This is a genomic window from Cognatiyoonia sp. IB215446, assembly GCF_033963825.1.
Classification (GTDB): domain Bacteria; phylum Pseudomonadota; class Alphaproteobacteria; order Rhodobacterales; family Rhodobacteraceae; genus Yoonia.
On record NZ_JAXBMD010000001.1, the window covers coordinates 1,042,148 to 1,060,473 of the forward strand.

Here is an 18,326-nt window from a genome sequence, read left to right on the forward strand (position 1 = left end):
GAGCTACCGCTGTCGCCTGATGTTGTGTCTACAGACGCTTCATCCGACGTGGAAAACGAACGATCAGTACCTCGGTCTTGTTCGCCATTTGAGCCGACACGCGTTGGCGCTGTTACTCCTGGCCATGCCCAACCTTGGAAATTGAATCCCGCAGAAGTACCTGGCGCTTCGACGAAAGTGAAAGTTTCGGTATCAAAGGCATACCCACACCCCGACAAAAGCAAAAAACTCAAGTACACTCGACTTCTAAAAACACGTTTCATTGTTATGCGCTTTCGGCTGGATCATAAGCAGTTTTTTCGAGGCATTGCTAACACATAAAGGCAACTGGTTCTAGGCACGGTATTCCCTACGTTTTTTGTTCACTTGGCCTTCGTCCTTCGAAGGCTCTTTGCGGTCGCCAAGATCCGCTTTGTCGTTCAGACTGGCTAAGTGTTCCGAAATGCGACATCGGTTTTTCGAGCTGCCGCGCACTTTGCCGCTTTCTACATCTAAACGTACTGCTTAAAGACCGCCGGACCCTCAGGTGGCGCAGAACGGTCCATTGAGTGGTGGTCATGAAGCGGCAAGCAATAATACCGGGGAAGGTACGTCCCAATCACATGGTCAGTCAAAGTGATAGGGTAAGGCCCTATGCAGCAATTGCTAGATGCAATCATTTATGCCATCGGAATGCCTCAGGAGGCCGTACTGTTTACGGTCCATAATAACTAGGCAAAAAACGATTGGCGTCACGTGGGCTACGGTAATACCGTGTGCCCACCGCCCAGCAATAAACAAGGCGATGGGCATGTCGATCTTCGGCGACGCGGATTTCACCGATTAAGGGCTGCCTGGATGCCACCACGCGTCGAACCCGCCCGCTCCTCGTCATTTCTCTCGACGTCAATGATCTCGACGAGTGTGCTAAGACTAAGTGTGGTCGGATCCACATCGACAAACCCGTAGTCGTCCAGAATGCGATCAGCGCTGATTTCAAGGCCACTCAGACCAGTTTTTGGGCCTTGGAAGTCGCTTTGCTGGGCGGATGCAGCGAATGGCAAAGAAGCTAGGATAGCAACGGTGGTCGCGGCGATGGCTGTTGATTTAATAGACATGGTTTTCTTTCCTTTGTACTTTTTGACGTGGCGTCAGCACCACGTTGGGTTGCTTTTGCAGCGTCTTTTGCTGCAGATATCTGGAGTACTATTTATGCCCTCCGATGGGCTTAGAACTATGGCTTCTGCTCATCAACACAACGACGACAGCGGCGAACTCATCGGAACTTGAAAATTGTGCGTTCGATGATCACGCTTGGTTGAACACTTCTTGTTTTTTGTCGGCTGACTGTTTTGGACCGCCGTGTCGGTCACCGTAGGGTGAGCGATTTCACGGCAGCCGTTGATCTGGGTTAGGAAATTCAAGCTTTCCGTGATCGCTTTCACGTCTAGGGCACAGACCATCACCGCCGCATGTGGTGAGGTAATAGTACAGTTTAGTAGGTAACTGTTGAAAGCAACTGGGCCAAGTAAAAGTGGAAATGGAGTCGTTTTTTCATCTGTTGCTCTGATTTTGATCACGGATCATATTGCGCCCTTTTTAACTAAATGGCACGAGCCTCAAAAAGAGTTTGAACAACTTAGGGCCGAAGGCGTGACGGAGTTCACGCCTGAAAAGAGTTGGGAGTGTCGCGACGAATTTTTGAGCGATTTACGAGAACTTCAGCGAACCTCAATTCAATATACTGCATTCTTCGCGAAAGCTGCCGGTGTCGTGAGTAACGACATCTGATAGGAAAAGTAGCGCATTTATTGGTATGGCCACTTGCCCGTTGGCAAAACAAGGGAGCTTCCATTCAAGTAACTACGAGCACATTTGGGATAGGGTTAAGTCCCTAGCTCCATGTGGGGGGCTCAAAGCGCTCCATGCCACAAAAATCTGCTTTTCGATATATAGATGACTTAATAACTAAATTCAAATTTTCCACTCCTAAGCGCACGGCGCGGCGTTCACAACTAACTGTGCTAACTGAGCATTTTCCGACTGTGCTAACACTTTGCTAGGGTATTTTGGGATTTTCAGCGATTTGCGCTGCAACGCAGAAATTCAGCAAGCTTTTGTTTTTGTTTGATTTAAATGGTGCCCGGAGGCGGAGTCGAATTACTGCCTTGTGACGTCCAGCCATGTCCGATCACTTTAGAAGATGTCTGATTTTAAAGGAAACTTCTGTTCATTCGTGTCTTGTTATGCCCAGGTATATCCAATAAATAGGGGTGGATAGAGAAGGGGATAGAAGAATTGGCTGGTATTCACAGACTCACCGCTGCTTTCGTGAAAAACGCGCCCGTAGGCAAACACTGTGATGGCGCAGGACTGTGGTTCTTTAAGCGAGCCGATGGGGGTGCCCAGTGGAACTTGCGCCTGACAGTCCACGGTAGGCGGCGTGAAATGGGTCTTGGCCGTTTCCCCGATGTGACGCTTGGGAACGCACGCGAAGCCGCGCAGAAATGGCGCAACTTGGCAGCGCGCGGTATCGACCCGATCAAAGAACGTGAGCGCGAACGGCGGCAAGCCGAACGAAACTTGCACACCCTAGCGGACGTGACCCGTGAGTGCTTCGAAGCCCGGCAGGCCGATCTAAAGGGTGACGGAAAGGCGGGTCGATGGATGTCACCGTTGGAAGGTCACATCCTTCCGAAGTTGGGCGGTGTGCCGGTTGCGGAAATCGACCAGAACGACATCAAGCAGACCATTGCGCCGATCTATCACACGAAGGCGGAGACAGCTCGTAAGGCTCTTAATCGGTTGAACCTCGTATTGCAGCATGGGGCTGCAATGGGCCTCGACGTTGACCTACAAGCAGTCGCCAAGGCGCGGGCGTTGTTGGGCAAGCCCCGGCACACAGCGAAGCACATTCCAGCGATGCCTTGGGCTGACGTGCCGAACTTTTACGGCACTCTGAAACAGGAAGATACGATCACGCATCTGGCGTTGCGGTTGCTGATCTTGACCGGCGCGCGTTCCGGCCCGGTGCGCTTCTGCCATGTTGATGAGATAGCTGGTGACACTTGGACGATCCCGGCAAACAAGATGAAATCTGGGGTCGAGTATCGCGTGCCTCTGAGTCTAGAAGCCCAAACTGTGATCGACCTCGCACGACCGCTGGCCCGTGAAGGCTTCTTGTTTCCCAGCGTGCGGAAAGGCGTGATCAGCGATGCGACAATGGCGCGATTGATGGATCGCCGAAAGCTTGAAGCGCGCCCGCATGGGTTCCGGTCGTCACTAAGGGACTGGATCAGCGAAACAACAAACACACCACACGACGTAGCAGAGGCTTGCCTTGCGCATAGCACAGGAAGTGGGGTCGAAACTGCATACAAGCGCACCGATTTTCTCGAACAGCGCAGGGCATTGCTAGAGCGCTGGGCGGGTCACATCACAGGCGCTTCGGTGAAAAGCGGCAATGTGGTGGCCTTGTAGCAGGCTGATTGGCACAATTTTTTGGTGAGAAATCCAAAATTCTCATAAGACCCCGAAAACGCTGAAAAAGAATTCCAAATGGGTCATGACCGACTTAGGTAAAATGGTCATGGCCAATTTTTTACATTAAAAAACAAAGGCTTGCGCATTTCCTTGCAAGAGTTCACCTGTATGGCGTGCAAACCAATTATAGGTGAACGAAATGACAACTCAAAAGCAGTCACGGCAGGTCGTTATGCAGCGCATCAAACGGCAGGCCAGCGCGTTCGGTCTGACTCAGTCCAAAAGTATCGGTCGGATCAGGGCTATTCCGGGCCTGTCGGGTTTAAATGAGGCCTGTCGGGTTTTGTCGGCTTTAGCATTGCGAAACCCGCCCAGTGTTTTTCACTGCATTCACAGTGCATTACTGTCCAACTCTTTCTGATCTGTCGGGTTTGTCGGGTTTAAGTCCACAATGTCAGAGATAAGAGAAATTACACACGATAGGACGCTGTCAGACAGCCCATACATATATATGGCTGGAATCGGAAAAAGCCGACAGCCCGACAGAAAATCACCTGTGAAAGCCCTGCCCAAAAGGCTAATCTGAACAGGCTGTCCGGTGATAGATGTTCATTCGATTTGATTTGTCAGTCGGTTTTATATTCTTGCTGGGTCTGACCCGTACAGAAGGTCTTTCACAAAAGGGCCTGCGACTAAAAAGAAAACAGGAAGGGTAGAAGTGACGCTCCCTGCTTTAGCTCAGTGCTAACGCGGATGGCAGATTTGCAATGGTGCGTTGATGCTCGGATGTTGGGGGGCAGTAAGTAACTGCAGGCTTCGTGGTATCAGCGACTCCGCTTGTTGCTGACAACAAAACGAGTGCAAGTGCTCCCGCAATTGTTTTCTTGGCCATCGTAGTACTCCTCTTCCAATCATATTGATTTTCGGACCTCGGAGCCTGCAGAGAAGCCCTTTGCTATTCAATAGCAACCTGACGAGTTCATAACAAAAGTCTAGTTCGATAGGTTATGTCTAATGCTTCATTTCTCTGAAGTCGTGACTGGTGGACAGAGAAGGAGACACTCGATTTACATCCCTTCGAAGTCAATCCGCACGCCTTACGCGCGCGTTATACAACTAGATAAATTCCTATTGAACGGGCTGTCAAGATTGGGGTACCATGATACCCATGACCAGCGCGCCATCTCCTATGCCCGGAATGATCGGCTTCGTTTCACCGGTTCCAGCCGACGGCTATTCACTTGCCGCCAAAGCGTCTGTTCCCCGCGCAGGCGGCAGAACGGCGCGTTGGTCAAACACGCAAACACTTGCGGCTGACTGGGCCGCATATCTCGCCCACAACCGCGCAAACCCGATCCCAGTTGGCAAACGTGGCCGCACCGTTCTGCCACCGCTGACAGTTCTTGGTTTCTGCGCCCATGCCGATGTCAGCCGAACGACCTATTACGCGACGTTGAAACGCGATGACAACGTCGGGGCAATGCTGAACAGGATCGACGCGGCCATGAAGGACGCGCTGATCTCTGGCGCGCTCACACGGGCATATGACGGCAACATCACAGCCCGGTTGACCGGGTTGGCGGAAAAGACAGAGGCCAAAATTCACGCAACCGTGGAAGCCCCTGACTACGACCTAAGCATCCTGACCGACGAAGAGTTGGATCAGTTCCACAAGATCATGACCAAGCTGACAGAGGCGATTACCAATGAAGAATGTTCTTAAACACGGCGACAAAGCGTTGATCGTTGGATGTAGACGCCCTGGCGTCCAAATATCTCTCTGATACGGTTTAGTGGGAGAAAATCAGCATGTTTCTTGATCAATACCGACACAAAAATTGAGGTATCGAAGCCGCTCCCATCGAAAGGACGCTCAGGGACAGGATGTTGTACAAAATCGCCGCAATTCCGGCAGATCTTCTTGTAGTAGATTTCCTTTATGACGAATATTTCTGCCTCTTTGTAGGCGAGGCGCTCCCGTATTTCTTCGCCGATATCGCGATGACCGCAGCCACAGCCGCAGAGTTGGTCGGGGCGCGGTTCGTACTCTCGCGTTTCACGCCGAAGGTGTGCTGGATAGTTTTTAGGCTGCTTTCCTGCGCCGGTCTTGGATTTTGCATTTGGTTCCGATTGCCCCGCATCTTGAACGGGCATCTCTTCATCATCGTCAGTCTCAGAAAGTGGCTCATCAAAGTCCGACAATGCGGCGGCATCTTCAGGGTCAAATTTCTCGCTCTTCTTGCCGTATCGCGAGCGCTGCGCGTTCTTGAGTTGTGTCTTTAAGCGTTTGATCTCGGCAGCCAGCACCTTGATCTTGGCGGACAGCGTTGAGTTTGTTGCGTTTGACCTCACCAAGGCATCTGACAGCCGAGTGCTCAGCTCAATTATTTCCGCGGCCGCTGCGTGAACTGCCGGGTCAGCGTGCTCGGCCATGAAATCGCACTTATGTTGGATGCCGTCGATCATCTGGATCGACTGAGCACAATCATGAGTGGCTTATGGCCATTACAAATGTCGTAAAATTTCTCGAGCACTGCGCATAAGCATCCTCATCCAGCGTGCCGGTCAAACACACGTTCGTTGGTCACACCCGACGTATCGGACGCGTTTTCACTTGATTTCTGAGTGTATGGATGGGATGAAAAGGGAAGAGATCGTCCTAGACAGCGATTTTTCCGAGGCTTCGCAGGTTCCAACGCCTGCGGGCCTCTTTTCGTTTCAGAGCCCTGAATCTATGACATAGCTTGCCCCTTCTTGGTTGAAGGGTATTTGCCTGGCCAAAGCTCATCCGGGGATGATCCGATCTTTTCGGCGATGGCTTGTGCTACCTTCATCGATACGCCGCGTGAGTTGCTGACATCCAGCACTGTCGAATGCGACAGGCCCAGCTCGCGCGCAATTTCATTGAAGCTGCTGTTTGCCAGCTGCAGCCTCATCTTGATCTCCAAATGCTTGACTTTTGTCTCGTCCAAGATGGCACCATCTGTTTCCGAATCGCCTCACGATATGGCGATCTTCGAATCATGATCAACGAAAAATTCGCCCAACTAACTGTTTTGAAACGGGAATACGGATAGCAATAGGTATATTCAGACACGCGATGGCAGCGGTGAATCCACAACAAACCCGCTAGCGCTTTAATAAGCTTAGCTTTTAAAGGCTTCCGAAACACGCCGCGCTGCTTCAGGTTATATATCTTGGATAGATTTCGGATTTTGAACGCATTAAGAAAAATCGCCTAACTGTCAGATTTGACCTCCCAGCGACAAATCTGACAGGTATTATCCACCAATATGCGACTGCAAGATCAAGAAATAGAGCTGCTAAATCTATCCGAGGTTTGCAGCACGAGAAAGCTCTCAGGGCGTCGCAATCGGTTGATGTTGAGGCTGGCTTCGACAACCGGGTTGCCGATAGGCAGCATAGTTCAGCTGCGACTCTGGCAGTTAACTTACTTTTTTGAACTTGAGCGTGGTGACTTACGGAGATACCCACGACGCTTGGCTAAGGTTGGCAGCAAACCTCTGCCTTACACCTCGATTGGCTTGTATTGGGACGAAAGCTATCAACGACTAACGCCGATCCCAAGGTCCATCTATAGAATGTTGAGGGGTTACATCAGCTCCTTCGAAGAGTTGGAAGATCGATCAAGCTTCGTTTTCCCGGTCATACGAAAGAACGGCCGGGTCGAATATGACCGAGCACTGACGGTCAAGGATGCTCACAAAATCCTAAGGGAAATGCAGATCAGGGCAAACCCAGGAACACATTTCGACTGGAATAAGATACGGCAGCTAGCTGTGGCAGGCATGCTGGGGAGAAAACTGCCAGTTCAGCAAATTCAACATTTAACGCGGTTCAAAGACCCAAAATCGATCAAGAACATAGCCAAAACCTATGGCTACCGTTTTGAAAGCACGCCCACATTTGAGCCTAGGCGCTTCGTTGGCCTCGACTTCCCCGATGGTATTCTGAAAGAGAACACATACTGTTATCCACAAGAACTGTACGAGTACGACCCTCCTTCCTACAGTTTAGCAGGCGCGTGATTTGACCTATTTCTTGGAAATTGGCCGCTCATGCGGATGGCAGTACATCCATAAAACGAGTCCAAGGTGAGTTCGACTGCCACGCTGCGTGTGCTCGCAGCGCCAAACTTGCTACAATCTTAACGGTCGGATCGCTGTCGCCCAGTTGGAAAACCAGTTGTTGATCATTACTGCAGCTATGATCTTAGGTGCAGATTGCGGAAACCGTAGAAATCTGCGGTTGGCACTCGTCAATGCAACTATCCTGATAAGCGCTAGTCAGATTTCGATTTCCAGCACCATACTTTTAACCCGATCCTCAAGCCGCCTTTGTATGGCTGGCGCCACTTTTTCAAAGACCGCGGCGTTCACGGAAAGGCTGTAGTCGAAATGCAATAACTCTGCATTATTGGTTGCGAACTTCGCGAAAAGTACCTGGGTCACCGACCGCTCCACATCAAGATCGAAGGCGATAAGCTTGATGCGTGGCCCTGTGCTGCCTGCTCTGACATGTGCGATTTGAAACTGGTTTGCCTGCGCGCGCTGCGACGCGCGGGAAAACAGCGTGATCCAAGGTCGGTCTTTGTCCATTTCCTTCAGGCTTTCCAGCACCTGCACGATCAGCGGTGCCGCACCAGCCACCGGAGCCAGCGCCGCCGTCACAAGCGGTACGATCGCCTTGTGCAACCGTGCAGCGCTTCCTTTGAACGCCCGCACGGTCGCGGTACGTTCTTCTATCGTCCAGCCTATGCGCCCCAAGACGTCTACATAGTGGCCGTACCAATCGGTTGATGTGGCGTCCGAGGTCGCGGCGATGCGCTTGTCCGCTGCCTGCTGCGCAAACAGAAAGGCGTTTGCGACCTGCTCGCGCAGGGCGGGATCCACATCCTGCGTGAAAGAAGCAATTTGCGAGCCGATCGTTGTTGCCAGTTCTGGCTTCTGGTAGTCGGGCGGCGATGCCGGCAGCTCCGTGACATCCTCTGCGCCCTCAGGCTGGAAGAATGGCGGTAAGTCAGCGGTTTCGACAAAGTTGAGCGCTTCGCGTTGCAGTTCATCTGACATCGGCAGGCCTTTCGTCGATCGGGTTAAGTCATCTCGTCAAAAAACTTTTCGGCGTCGAGTAATCCGCTGCCGAACCCCGGGTGTGGTACATGCGAAAAGTGCTGTGTGCTCAGCCGCAGGCGTTGCTGGATCTGCACCGCATTGGCGTGCCGATCAACGCCTGCCTTTTCATTGGCGGAGTATGCCAGCGCGATGGCACCAGCCACATGTGGCGCCGCCATGCTGGTGCCATTCTTGGCAGTCTTCGCGTCAGGTTCGGAATTGGCCAGCGCGGCGACGATAGCGCTGCCGGGGGCGCATAGCTCGGGCTTGAAACGACCATCGCGCGTTGTGCCCAGTGACGAGATCGGTAGCAGTTTCATGGGAAAGGCTGAGTTGCAGGCGCCCACGGTCACTACCGAGCGCGCCGTGCCCGGAATGGACAGCGTCATCTCGGAGTCGGGCTGTTTAAAGCTGACAGACCGGTCGCGCACCCGTTCGGCCCAAACATGCACCATCGCGGTCATGCTGACGACCCGGAGTGCATGCAGATCGAGCGTCCATGTACCGACCGGAATCGCGCCGCCGGACTTGCGTTTGACAGAAATGGCCAGGCGATTGTGTCCGTTGTCTGAATGCCCCTCTGACAGGGTCAGCCGGCAAGTATAATCTGCTTTGTCTTGCGATGCTTCGATGTTTCCGAAGTTGACAGGGCCTATCACCGTGCCGTCCGGGGCACGCAACGTAAACGCCACGTGATCACCGGGTTCGAACCACGCTTCCAGGTAATCGAGCTTTCGATTATTGGCGGGAGTGTCCCAGGACATGTGTACCATCCCACCTTCAGCCACCTGGATCGAAGAATGCCCGCCGTGTTCGCGTTCGTTGCCCGCTGACTTCACGATCACCAGTCCTGGGGTGCGCCCGTTGTCGGTGATCCCGTCGAAAGCGGTCTCGAGCGTCGTCTGGCCGTCATGTGCGCCCGCATTCATCCCAAGACTCACGTTGATCACCATCGGTAGTGAATGATCGAGAAGAGACGTTCTGCCGCGTGAGATTCGCTTGAGCAGGTCGAGCGCGTCAACATGCGCCGCCGAATAACCGATGCTGCGCGGCTCGTCGGGGTTGTCGGGATCGCTCGCGTTATGCGCGGCGACCATGATGATGCCGGCATCCGGCGCCATACCGTCGCCTACATCAGCGAAGGCGCGCCCTGCGGCGATACTGGCGACATGTGTCCCGTGGCCGGAAAACGCGTCGCGCAACCCGGGCGGAATGGTCGCGTCATTGTCGGCCTGATGTGCGGCGCGAAACGTCGCGATGTCCTTTGCGGTATAGAGCGAGCCATAGTCCTGCGAGAAGGCCTTTGGATCGACCTGCTTGGGACTCTTGCCGCTATCGTCATACTGGACCCACACCGCCCGGATGCGCGAATTGCCGTCGCTGTCATCGAAGGCCTGATGCAAAATGTCGATGCCGGTGTCGATGACGCCAACAAGTGCCCTTTCGCCACGCTCTGCCACGTCTGGGCGGGTATGAACGGCCGTCCCCTTCACATGAGGGACCGAGTCGGTCAGCTCCTCAACGCCCGCTTCGCGGCTGGGTTCCACGTCGAGCGTGAAACGGTCGGTTCGGAGGTTCTCCACACCCTGCGGGGTCGCGACGACCGATGCGATCCTGCCAACCCGCGATTGCACACGAACGCCATTGGGTGGAGTCCACTCATCAGCGTCGTCCAAGCGGACGAGAAAGTTGCGCTCGCGCATGTCGACGGTCTCGATGCCGCCATGGGTGCTGGCGTCATCCTCTGTTCCGAAGTCGAAAGAGCGGTGCGTTGCCTCGAACGTGGCGTCGGGGTCGTCAGTGATTTCGGTCGCCGCCTCACGGAAGGACGCATCACGCCGGTCGCTGAAGGTTTCATGCAGGCCCTCGAACGAGATTTCGGCAGCTGCACGGGCGCTCACTTCCGCCACGTAGGCGTCGATCCGGTGGTCGCTGACACCTGCCACCAAACCTTCGACGCTGGCGTCGAGCATCTCTTCCGAGGCCATGTCTCTTCCAGGCGCCCCGGTCTCCGCGGCGTTGCCGATATCTGGTCGGTTCTCAATCTCATCCGAGATCGCGTCGATCATTTCCTGCAGTTCGACGAACTCGTGGATGGGCATCTCTTTGTCACCGATCGATGCTGTCGCACCCATCTCCGACGGGGGGGACGCTTCGATACCGAAATGCAAATCGTCTGTGCCGCCCACGCTGAAATGGGTCCGAAAGCCAGTGTGCGAGTAGCCGGGCGGCACCTGTGTCACGATGTCATCGCGGTTGACGAAACGCCGGTAGCGACCGCCGAACCGGTCGAAGATGGCTCGCGCGGGACGCTTTCCCAAGAGCCGCGGCTGCCCGAATGTCATGATGCCCGCGATCTTGTGGTCGCGATGGGTCAACGCCGCTATCACCGCGAGCGCACCCCCGAGACTGTGCCCCGCGATCCATAACGCCCGATCCTCGGCGCGCGCAACCGCCGCATCGACAACCGGAGCAACCGCGTCATAGGCGTCGAGAAATCCGCGGTGCAGCGCGCCCCCGAGGGACGGAACGAAACGGGGCGCTATCCTGAGGTTACCCAGCCAGTCTGCCGTGCTGTCGGTGCCGCGAAAAGCAATGACCATCATTCGGTCGTTTTCCAAAATGATACCTTGAGATTCGCTCGATTCAAAGGCTGCCGCCTCGACTTGCCAGTCTTCGCGCGCCAGCCGCTCCGCCTCTCGCGCGGGGTGGTAGGCGATTTTGCACGCGGAGACCAGCGCCAGTGTCGAGCGCCAAGTAAAGCCTTGGTTGGGATCGGCAAGCCATGCCTCGCGAAATCTGAAACTGTGGGCCACCATTAATTCACCTCGAAATTAAGTCGTATGAATGTGCTTATTTCTCAAATTCAAACCAAGCCAAATTGACGCCCGGTGGTTGTAGATTGTGAGAAGTACTGCAAAAAATCAAGTTTCAATTGTACCGCACAGGTTCAACGCACTTTAGCCGGCATCAATCCAACTCAATTTGTCCGGGCCTTGCACCGTTTGCGTCGCACCGGCGCAAATGCTGTTTTTTCTTGCTAAAAGCTGCAGCCTATACAAGAATTCAGATATTAAAAGAATTTAATTCACTTTCAAGATGGCTTCATCTTGTTGTTTTTAGGTTTGTCAAATGGTTAGAGGTAATAGGAAAGTAAGTTCTCCCGATCTTCACTCTGCCGCTGCAGCGGCTCTGATGTCCAGCGCCCGCGGCTTCGCGGTTCTCGACAACAATCTTCACATTCTGAGCTGCAACGAGAAGATGGATGAGTACTTCGACTCGCCAGCGGCGGGACGGTCATTGCTCGAGCTTTTCGTAGGATACGAGGATGTTATCCGAAAGGCGGCCGCCAGTCGGGCACCGCGCCAGCTTGAGAGGATGATCATGCAGGCCGATGGCCATGCGGAGGAGCGCATTGCTACGGTCGAATTAGGACGGATCGAGATCGCAGGCGAGACATACAGCATCGCCATAATGGCTGATGTTTCGCAATTCGTGCAGCAAGATTACGCGGCACTTGAAGGAGCGAACTTCGGGATGGTACGGCTTGACGAGAAAGACCCGCCTACGGTTCGTTACATAAACGAACGTGGCGCCTCGATTTTGGGTCGTACACGCGCCGATCTGCAGGGAAGACCCGTCCCGGTGCAAGACATCTTTCCGTCAAAGGACGAAGTAAGACGTTTCAACACGCAGCGCGAGATCCGCGCTTCTGGCAAGTCAACACAATTCAACATTTCGGTGCGCCGCGAGGACACAGGCGCGATCGTCCCGCTTGACATATTCGCCCTACCCGAGTTCGACATGAAGGGAGAGCGTTACACCGGCACAACGGCGATATTCCAGTCTAAACTGAAGGCAGAGGCAAGTCGGCGGTTACATGACATTACCGAAGAGTTCGGGGAGCAGCCGCACCGGCTAGCAAGTGAAGGTTTGCGCGAGATCGCCAAGATCGTGCCGCATGATTTCGCGACAATCAGCTTCTACTACGGCGAATGGGTCCGCACCGTACATCTAGAACCACGCCCAGCACCGATGTGGGATAACAACTGGTTCAAGCTCTCGCCGGAAATCGTGGAGTTGATGAAGATTGCGCCGGATATCGAGGCTGAGGACGGTCAACCGATCGGCGGCGCGCTGGTAGACGACATTGCGACCATGTTCGAACCTCACATGAACGCGGATGACCTCGCTCAGGACAAGGTCATGGTGCGGCTCATAAACGAAGGCTACAAATGCCTGATGTCAGTGCCGCTTCGCGAAGACGTGGGCTACAGCGAGAATGGGCGAGAATGGAAGGCGTCGCTTACGCTCTTTCGTCGCGATGCAGCTATGCCTTTCAAACTGCGTGATATCCGCAATCTACGCGACGAGATCGGCGCGCTCAGTTTCCTGCGCAGCTTCATGCACGGCTACAACAGTCGGGCTGAAAAACTGAAGAGTAAGCTGCGCAAGAATATTCGGGGTGCGGCGTCGCTTGACGACGCTATCCAAGCGCTCCCAAATTTTCTTGTCAACCACTACCAACTTCAGCATGCATCATATTTCTGGTGTAATCACGGTCTTCAAGAATTCGAGCTCTACCACCAGTCTGACCCAAAACCGACGCGCATAGTGTTGGACGAAAATTTCCAGCAGGGTTTTGAGGCCGACGGTCATCTTGCGCTCAGCTTCAAACGGCGTGCCACAGTCGTTTGCAACGATCTCGAGGACGGCAGCCAAGACGCGCAGAAGTTTGTCTATAATGACGATACACGGGCCACTACCGCGTGCCTGACGGTGCCAATCGTCGTTGGCGGATTTCTGAGCGGCAACAGACGTGCCAAGGGACGCGTGGCGGGTCTGCTGCATTTGCAGAGCATCTCGCGTTATGCATTTCCACCTCCGATTCAGAAGGAAATCGAAGAATTCGTGCAGATTATCTGCAGTACGCTTTACGGCTTACAACGGGACGGCATCATCCAGACTCTGCAGCAGGAGATTCCATCCGGGCTCATCCTCTGTGACCGTTTTGGCGTGGTTTGGGGCGTCAACGAAATGGCCCTTCAGATGCTTGGCGTGTCGCCGGACGTCGACTGGCGCCCAGACACGGTCGAACAGATCTTTATGTCGGATGATGATGTGCGGCTCGCCCGGCTAGCGCTGAACGTCAAGAAAGAGCAGATGGCGCTGCGGCACACATCCGGTGCGCCTGTGAATGTGCTTGTGGATACCGCCGATCTACCTTGGACGGGCGACGACAACCGTTACAGCAAGGGGCTGCGCTTGATCCAATTAACTGACCTCAACACTCTGCGGTGGCGACATAACATTGAGACTGTGAAGGCCGCAGTCACTGGCCTTACATCCGATATGAAGCATCATCTGGTCGACGCACACCGTCTAGTCCGTAAGCTTCGGCGCACGATGGAGGATTCTGGCGCAAACAACCAAATTGGTCAGACTATCGACAAGTTGACTGATGCGCTGGAGCTTTCTTCGGTTACGACGGAGAAAGTCTTCCGCAGGCTCAGCACCGAAGACAATCTGCCAACCGTAAGTGACGCGAAAGCCACCGATATCGTTGAGGTTTTGCAAGATGCGCTTGGAAAAGTCGAGGCACGCGACATCTTCGGCTCCCGTTCAGCTATTCGGCCACTGCAATCGCGACTACTGGTCAGCATGGGTCGGCGGGAACTCATTTTTCTCTTTGACACGGTGCTAGAGTATTTCGCCGCGCGTAAATCCACAAAGAGCAAGTTGATGGTCGGCGTGACCAAGGGCGATGGCGTGGCAACAGTAAGCTTTGCAGCCCACCTGGGAGAGGCGAACCTGGCAACCTCAGATAGCCTTATGCGTGCCTTCAAGATGGGTCTGCAACTTATTCAACTCAACGAGACGAAACTACGCAAGACGCTGGAGGCGCACGGCGGAAGCATGAGCCACGGGCTAAACCCGCGGAAGGGTCACAGAACCGAATTCAAGATCACACTGCCGGTGGTGTCCGATGGAATATGAAGTCTATTTCAAGCGTGTAATGACCGCCTTCGCTGATGCGGAATTCGACCGTCGTTTGCAGGAATGGGTCTTCGATATCGCGGGTGATGATGTTTCGGTGCGCAGCGCGCCCACATGCGCGGACGTCCTTAAACGGATAGAAAAGTTCGCGCCGGACCTGCTCATTATCGATCTCGCACTGCCGCTGGACGAAACCCGCCCAAAGGACAGGCTAGCAACCTCAGGTCTAGAGTTTGTAGAAAGTGAGCATTTCCGTAAGCTGTTGCGCGCCAAACAGATATCGCTCATCGTCCTCGATCAGATCGATGCGGGCACAAGCGTGGAACTGCGCGTCGGTCGAATCCCTTTTGCGCGTATGTTCCCCTATGCCCGCTTGCCCGAACGCGATGTGTTCGAGGCCCTCGAGTCTCTGATGATCGGTCTTTACAAAAGCTGGATAGCCCCTGTTGACATGACACCACCCGTGCCCGCAGAAAGACCTGTGCTTACGGTTGAGGTCGTGCTGGAGGAAAACCGGTATGGACGCGTCAAGCTGCACCTGACAAACGAGCCGCCGCGTGACTACTGGAAAGCGATTAATCCGCAAGAATACGACTACTTCAATGACCTCTCCGGCATGTTTCAGCGCTTTGCGCGCCGCGGTTTCGACGGCGACGATGACTGGCGCATTGATGCGGCCCGCATCGGCGAAAAGATCTACACCTGCATCTTCGGCAATGAGTTGCAGACTTCGATACAGGACTGGCTGGAAAAGTCTGAGCTTACGGACGAAGATATGCGTATTCGCATCACTACGCCTTCCGACCAACATCGCATCCTCTTCGAGGCCTTGACCACCAGCTACGAAGGCGGCTTCAAGGCAATCGACACGCCGATGGCGCGGCAGTTGCAAATAACAAATGATACGTTCCGTCCTGGACCGAGACTACGTGAGGCGGATGCACTCAACGTGCTGGTTATCGACGCGAGTAAGACCGAAGAGCGTACCATGGATCTCGAGTTCGACGCCGACTTCCGTGCGTGGCTCAACCGTCTAAACCTTAAGAGTGGGCATGTGCCGAAATTCAAAACGCTCAAGCACGGAGCGGACGAAATCAAGATGTTTAAAGATCTTCGAGACGCGATACGAGACGATAATCCTTGGCCCGTTTTCCCTGATGTTTCACCCGTCGACCTACTTGCGGATGTCCGTGAGGTACGGATTCTCAATCCCGACGAATTAGGGTGCCAGTCGCCGGCCGATTTTGAAAAACAGATCGGCGACACGCTGCGCGCTAGGGCCCAGGACGGCAACGACTGGCACATTGTGCATTACGTTGGTCATTCGGTCGCAGCGCAGGCACATTCGGGTAAATCGGGCTTTTTAATCCTGCCCGGTGGCAAAAACGTTGCGCCATTTACCGTCAATAGTGTCCTCGCTGAACTACCGGGCGCCGGCACACGGTTTCTCTATTTTAGCAGTTGTCAATTTGGGTCAGCCGAAGTGGCACTTTCCACGGCGCAGTGGCGGGTCCCCTCATCCATTGGCTTCCGCTGGAATGTGAATGACAAAAGTGCCCTGATCTTTGCCTCCTACTTCTATCACGCGCTTTTTTGCGAGCGTCTGGCGGTCGATGAGGCGGTGCGCGATGCGCGGCGCAAGACCAAGGAGAAGACACCTGATAGCGATCTGGCTTGGGTTTCGGCGGTCTTCACCTGTTACGGTCAGCGCTGGCACGGCGGATGGGGCGAAAGGCTGCGCAGGCGCGAGACAGCCGCCTGAACAGAGCTCTTTGGGACATGAAAAACTGGTCTTTTCGAGACGCATGCAAGTGCGAAAGGATTGGTGTGTAACGGTATCGTTCTCTTGCGTTCTGATGTCACTTCGGCGAACGGCCCCAACGTCCAGCCAAGAGTTTCAGGGGCGGCCTACCCTGAGGGAAGGCCTGCCACTTTAGCACTACCTGCGGAGCTGATGTAGCTAAACTGTTTCTATGGAAGAAATGTCTGCAAAAGCACCGCACTCTTTGTTTGATCAGTATCGACCTAACGATACGGCCAAACTTTAAGACGCTCGCAACAAACGCCGTCGCCGCAATAACTCCTTCACTCTCGTCACTAGTTTTGAGAGTTGCATTAGCATGCTGCAAAGGGTCCGGCTGGAACCGACACTTGTTAAATTGCTGCAAAGCCCCATCCTGGTGGACTTGTCGGACTGTAGAGTGCTGCATCCCACGAATGCAAACAATTTCTATACGGGCAGAATCTGTAAGACGAGAAGGCGACTTCGTTCTCTTTGAGTCGTTTCTTATTTCCAATTGCAAACAGCGGAATTCACCCCAACTCCTTCCGGTGCTCGACGTCTGACCAATGCTTATTGATGGGTAATTTACGCGCACGTCGGGCGACATCACCATATGTCACGGGCATGAAATCCCAGACATCGACACCTACATTGATGGAATTTCGCGACCCGCGCCAATTGTTGTGAACGTGCCCAAACAATTGGAGAGCTTCGCGTCTCGCGTGGTTCCACGTAATCATTGGATAGTGGCACAGCGTGTTGCGCTGCTTCTTTGGCCCGTCCGGTACCTCAGCCATTAACGAGACCGAGGACCAACCCAGTGACTGGGTTAGGTCGCTGTCATGATTGCCAACGATCAGATGCTGGCGCGCTCCAGGCAGCTGGTCAAAGACTTGTTGTAGATACGCTGGGTCCTTCGCTGGCGCACCGAAAGCAAAATCTCCGATGATCCAGAGATCGTCCTCAGGCTTCACCACCTTCCACATGTTTTCAAGCATGACACCGTCCATATGAGCGGAGGACTTGAATGGACGGTCGCAAAACCGAATAACGTTCTCATGCCCAAAATGGGTGTCTGCCGTGTACCAATTTGTCATGATCGTCGTCTCATAGATGTTGTTTGTTTCGAGCCCCAAGCGCGACTTCCCTAGACTGCTATCGGGCGGCGCACGCCCCTTGCGGTAACGCGCTTCCAGTCGAGCCCTTCAAACAAGGCTTCGAATTGAGATTTGTTTAGGGTGATCATGCCGTCCTGGATACGCGGCTATTCGAAGCCTTTGCCCTCGATGCGCTTGTACGTCATCACGAGACCGGTCCCATCCCAGACGATCGGTTTCAGTCGGTCAGCTCGTTTTGAGCGGAAGATGAAGATGGCACCGCTGAAGGGGTCGAGCTCAAACTCATTCAGCACAATCGCTGCTAGGCCATCCATACCCTTCCGAAAGTCGACCGGCTTGGTCGCGACATAAAACTTAAAGTTGCCAGCCGGAGAGATCATGGGTCACGTTCGAAAGCGCTGATCAACCGCGCCAGCTGATCGATTGGAAAAGTTGGCGGCAACAGAACTTCACAGCCCGCGCGCTTGAAAACAATCTGAGGTGGCGCAGGTGGCACGATCGGATCATCGCGCTGAACTTTGATTTCGGCAAACGCCGGGGCTGGTTCTTGAGTCCTCTTTGGCTTGTGAGGTGACTTTCGAGAACCACCTTTTCGCCAACTGTAGGCTGTCTTGTTCGAAACCTGGCAAGTCTTTTGCACCTCACCGATTGATAACTCACCTGATCTCATTCTCTGACCCATCGCGCGTTTGAATTTTGTGGGCCACAAACGACGGCCATCTTTCCCGACAGGGATCGAATAGCCGAAAGCGTGGAAGACGTTTTGTATTTTCTGATCACTTGCGAGCTCACCCAAGTTTTGAGAGTTCATGATGCCTGTATCCTTTTTGGGGC

Annotated in this window: 14 protein-coding genes; 6 read left to right on the forward strand and 8 right to left on the reverse strand. The window is 54.0% G+C overall.

Annotation, left to right across the window (positions count from 1 at the left end; translation table 11 throughout):
- Positions 1-815 precede the first annotated feature (815 nt).
- The gene (locus SLH49_RS05285; RefSeq protein WP_320268104.1) at positions 816-1,097 is read right to left on the reverse strand and encodes a hypothetical protein; all 282 of its coding nucleotides are present in this window, start codon (positions 1,095-1,097) and stop codon (positions 816-818) included.
- A 391-nt stretch (positions 1,098-1,488) separates the two neighbouring features.
- Between SLH49_RS05285 and SLH49_RS05290 the strand changes: the two genes are divergently transcribed.
- The 3 genes from SLH49_RS05290 (at position 1,489) to SLH49_RS05300 (ending at position 5,185) form a co-directional block, all read left to right on the forward strand.
- Complete coding sequence (locus SLH49_RS05290; RefSeq protein WP_320268105.1) at positions 1,489-1,770, forward strand: hypothetical protein; 282 nt, start codon at positions 1,489-1,491, stop codon at positions 1,768-1,770.
- 507 nt (positions 1,771-2,277) lie between these two features.
- A complete protein-coding gene (locus tag SLH49_RS05295; protein ID WP_320268106.1) occupies positions 2,278-3,459 on the forward strand; it encodes a tyrosine-type recombinase/integrase in 1,182 nt (393 codons plus the stop codon).
- 1,162 nt (positions 3,460-4,621) lie between these two features.
- Complete coding sequence (locus SLH49_RS05300; RefSeq protein ID WP_320268107.1) at positions 4,622-5,185, forward strand: terminase small subunit; 564 nt, start codon at positions 4,622-4,624, stop codon at positions 5,183-5,185.
- Here SLH49_RS05300 and SLH49_RS05305 read toward each other — a convergent pair.
- The gene (locus tag SLH49_RS05305; protein WP_320268108.1) at positions 5,182-5,928 is read right to left on the reverse strand and encodes an IS66 family transposase zinc-finger binding domain-containing protein; all 747 of its coding nucleotides are present in this window, start codon (positions 5,926-5,928) and stop codon (positions 5,182-5,184) included. The genes SLH49_RS05300 and SLH49_RS05305 overlap by 4 nt on opposite strands.
- A gap of 266 nt (positions 5,929-6,194) precedes the next feature.
- The gene (locus tag SLH49_RS05310; RefSeq protein ID WP_320268109.1) at positions 6,195-6,398 is read right to left on the reverse strand and encodes a helix-turn-helix domain-containing protein; all 204 of its coding nucleotides are present in this window, start codon (positions 6,396-6,398) and stop codon (positions 6,195-6,197) included.
- Positions 6,399-6,962: 564 nt separating this feature from the next.
- On the opposite strand from SLH49_RS05310, the gene SLH49_RS05315 reads away from it, so the two are divergent.
- Positions 6,963-7,511: a hypothetical protein gene (locus SLH49_RS05315; RefSeq protein ID WP_320268110.1), complete on the forward strand. Its 549-nt coding sequence runs from the start codon at positions 6,963-6,965 to the stop codon at positions 7,509-7,511.
- A 258-nt stretch (positions 7,512-7,769) separates the two neighbouring features.
- Here SLH49_RS05315 and SLH49_RS05320 read toward each other — a convergent pair whose 3' ends face one another.
- Both SLH49_RS05320 and SLH49_RS05325 read right to left on the reverse strand, forming a co-directional pair.
- A complete protein-coding gene (locus SLH49_RS05320) occupies positions 7,770-8,552 on the reverse strand; it encodes a hypothetical protein (RefSeq protein WP_320268111.1) in 783 nt (260 codons plus the stop codon).
- A gap of 23 nt (positions 8,553-8,575) precedes the next feature.
- On the reverse strand, positions 8,576-11,413 hold the full coding sequence (locus SLH49_RS05325) for a S8 family serine peptidase (RefSeq protein WP_320268112.1): 2,838 nt from the start codon (positions 11,411-11,413) through the stop codon (positions 8,576-8,578).
- A gap of 376 nt (positions 11,414-11,789) precedes the next feature.
- Between SLH49_RS05325 and SLH49_RS05330 the strand changes: the two genes are divergently transcribed.
- Together SLH49_RS05330 and SLH49_RS05335 are read left to right on the forward strand one after the other, a co-directional pair.
- Positions 11,790-14,591, forward strand: coding sequence for a PAS domain-containing protein (locus tag SLH49_RS05330; protein ID WP_320268113.1), 2,802 nt, complete (start codon positions 11,790-11,792; stop codon positions 14,589-14,591).
- Entirely contained in the window at positions 14,581-16,353 is a 1,773-nt protein-coding gene (locus SLH49_RS05335; RefSeq protein ID WP_320268114.1) for a CHAT domain-containing protein, read from the forward strand. Before SLH49_RS05330 ends, SLH49_RS05335 begins: the two co-directional genes overlap by 11 nt.
- Positions 16,354-16,904: 551 nt before the next feature.
- Here the strand turns inward: SLH49_RS05335 and SLH49_RS05340 are convergent.
- From SLH49_RS05340 to SLH49_RS05350, 3 genes are all read right to left on the reverse strand, one after another.
- Positions 16,905-17,372: a metallophosphoesterase gene (locus SLH49_RS05340; RefSeq protein ID WP_320268115.1), complete on the reverse strand. Its 468-nt coding sequence runs from the start codon at positions 17,370-17,372 to the stop codon at positions 16,905-16,907.
- 266 nt (positions 17,373-17,638) lie between these two features.
- A complete protein-coding gene (tnpB, locus tag SLH49_RS05345; protein WP_320268116.1) occupies positions 17,639-17,872 on the reverse strand; it encodes an IS66 family insertion sequence element accessory protein TnpB in 234 nt (77 codons plus the stop codon).
- The gene (locus tag SLH49_RS05350) at positions 17,869-18,303 is read right to left on the reverse strand and encodes a hypothetical protein (RefSeq protein ID WP_320268117.1); all 435 of its coding nucleotides are present in this window, start codon (positions 18,301-18,303) and stop codon (positions 17,869-17,871) included. Before SLH49_RS05350 ends, tnpB begins: the two co-directional genes overlap by 4 nt.
- Positions 18,304-18,326: the final 23 nt, after the last annotated feature.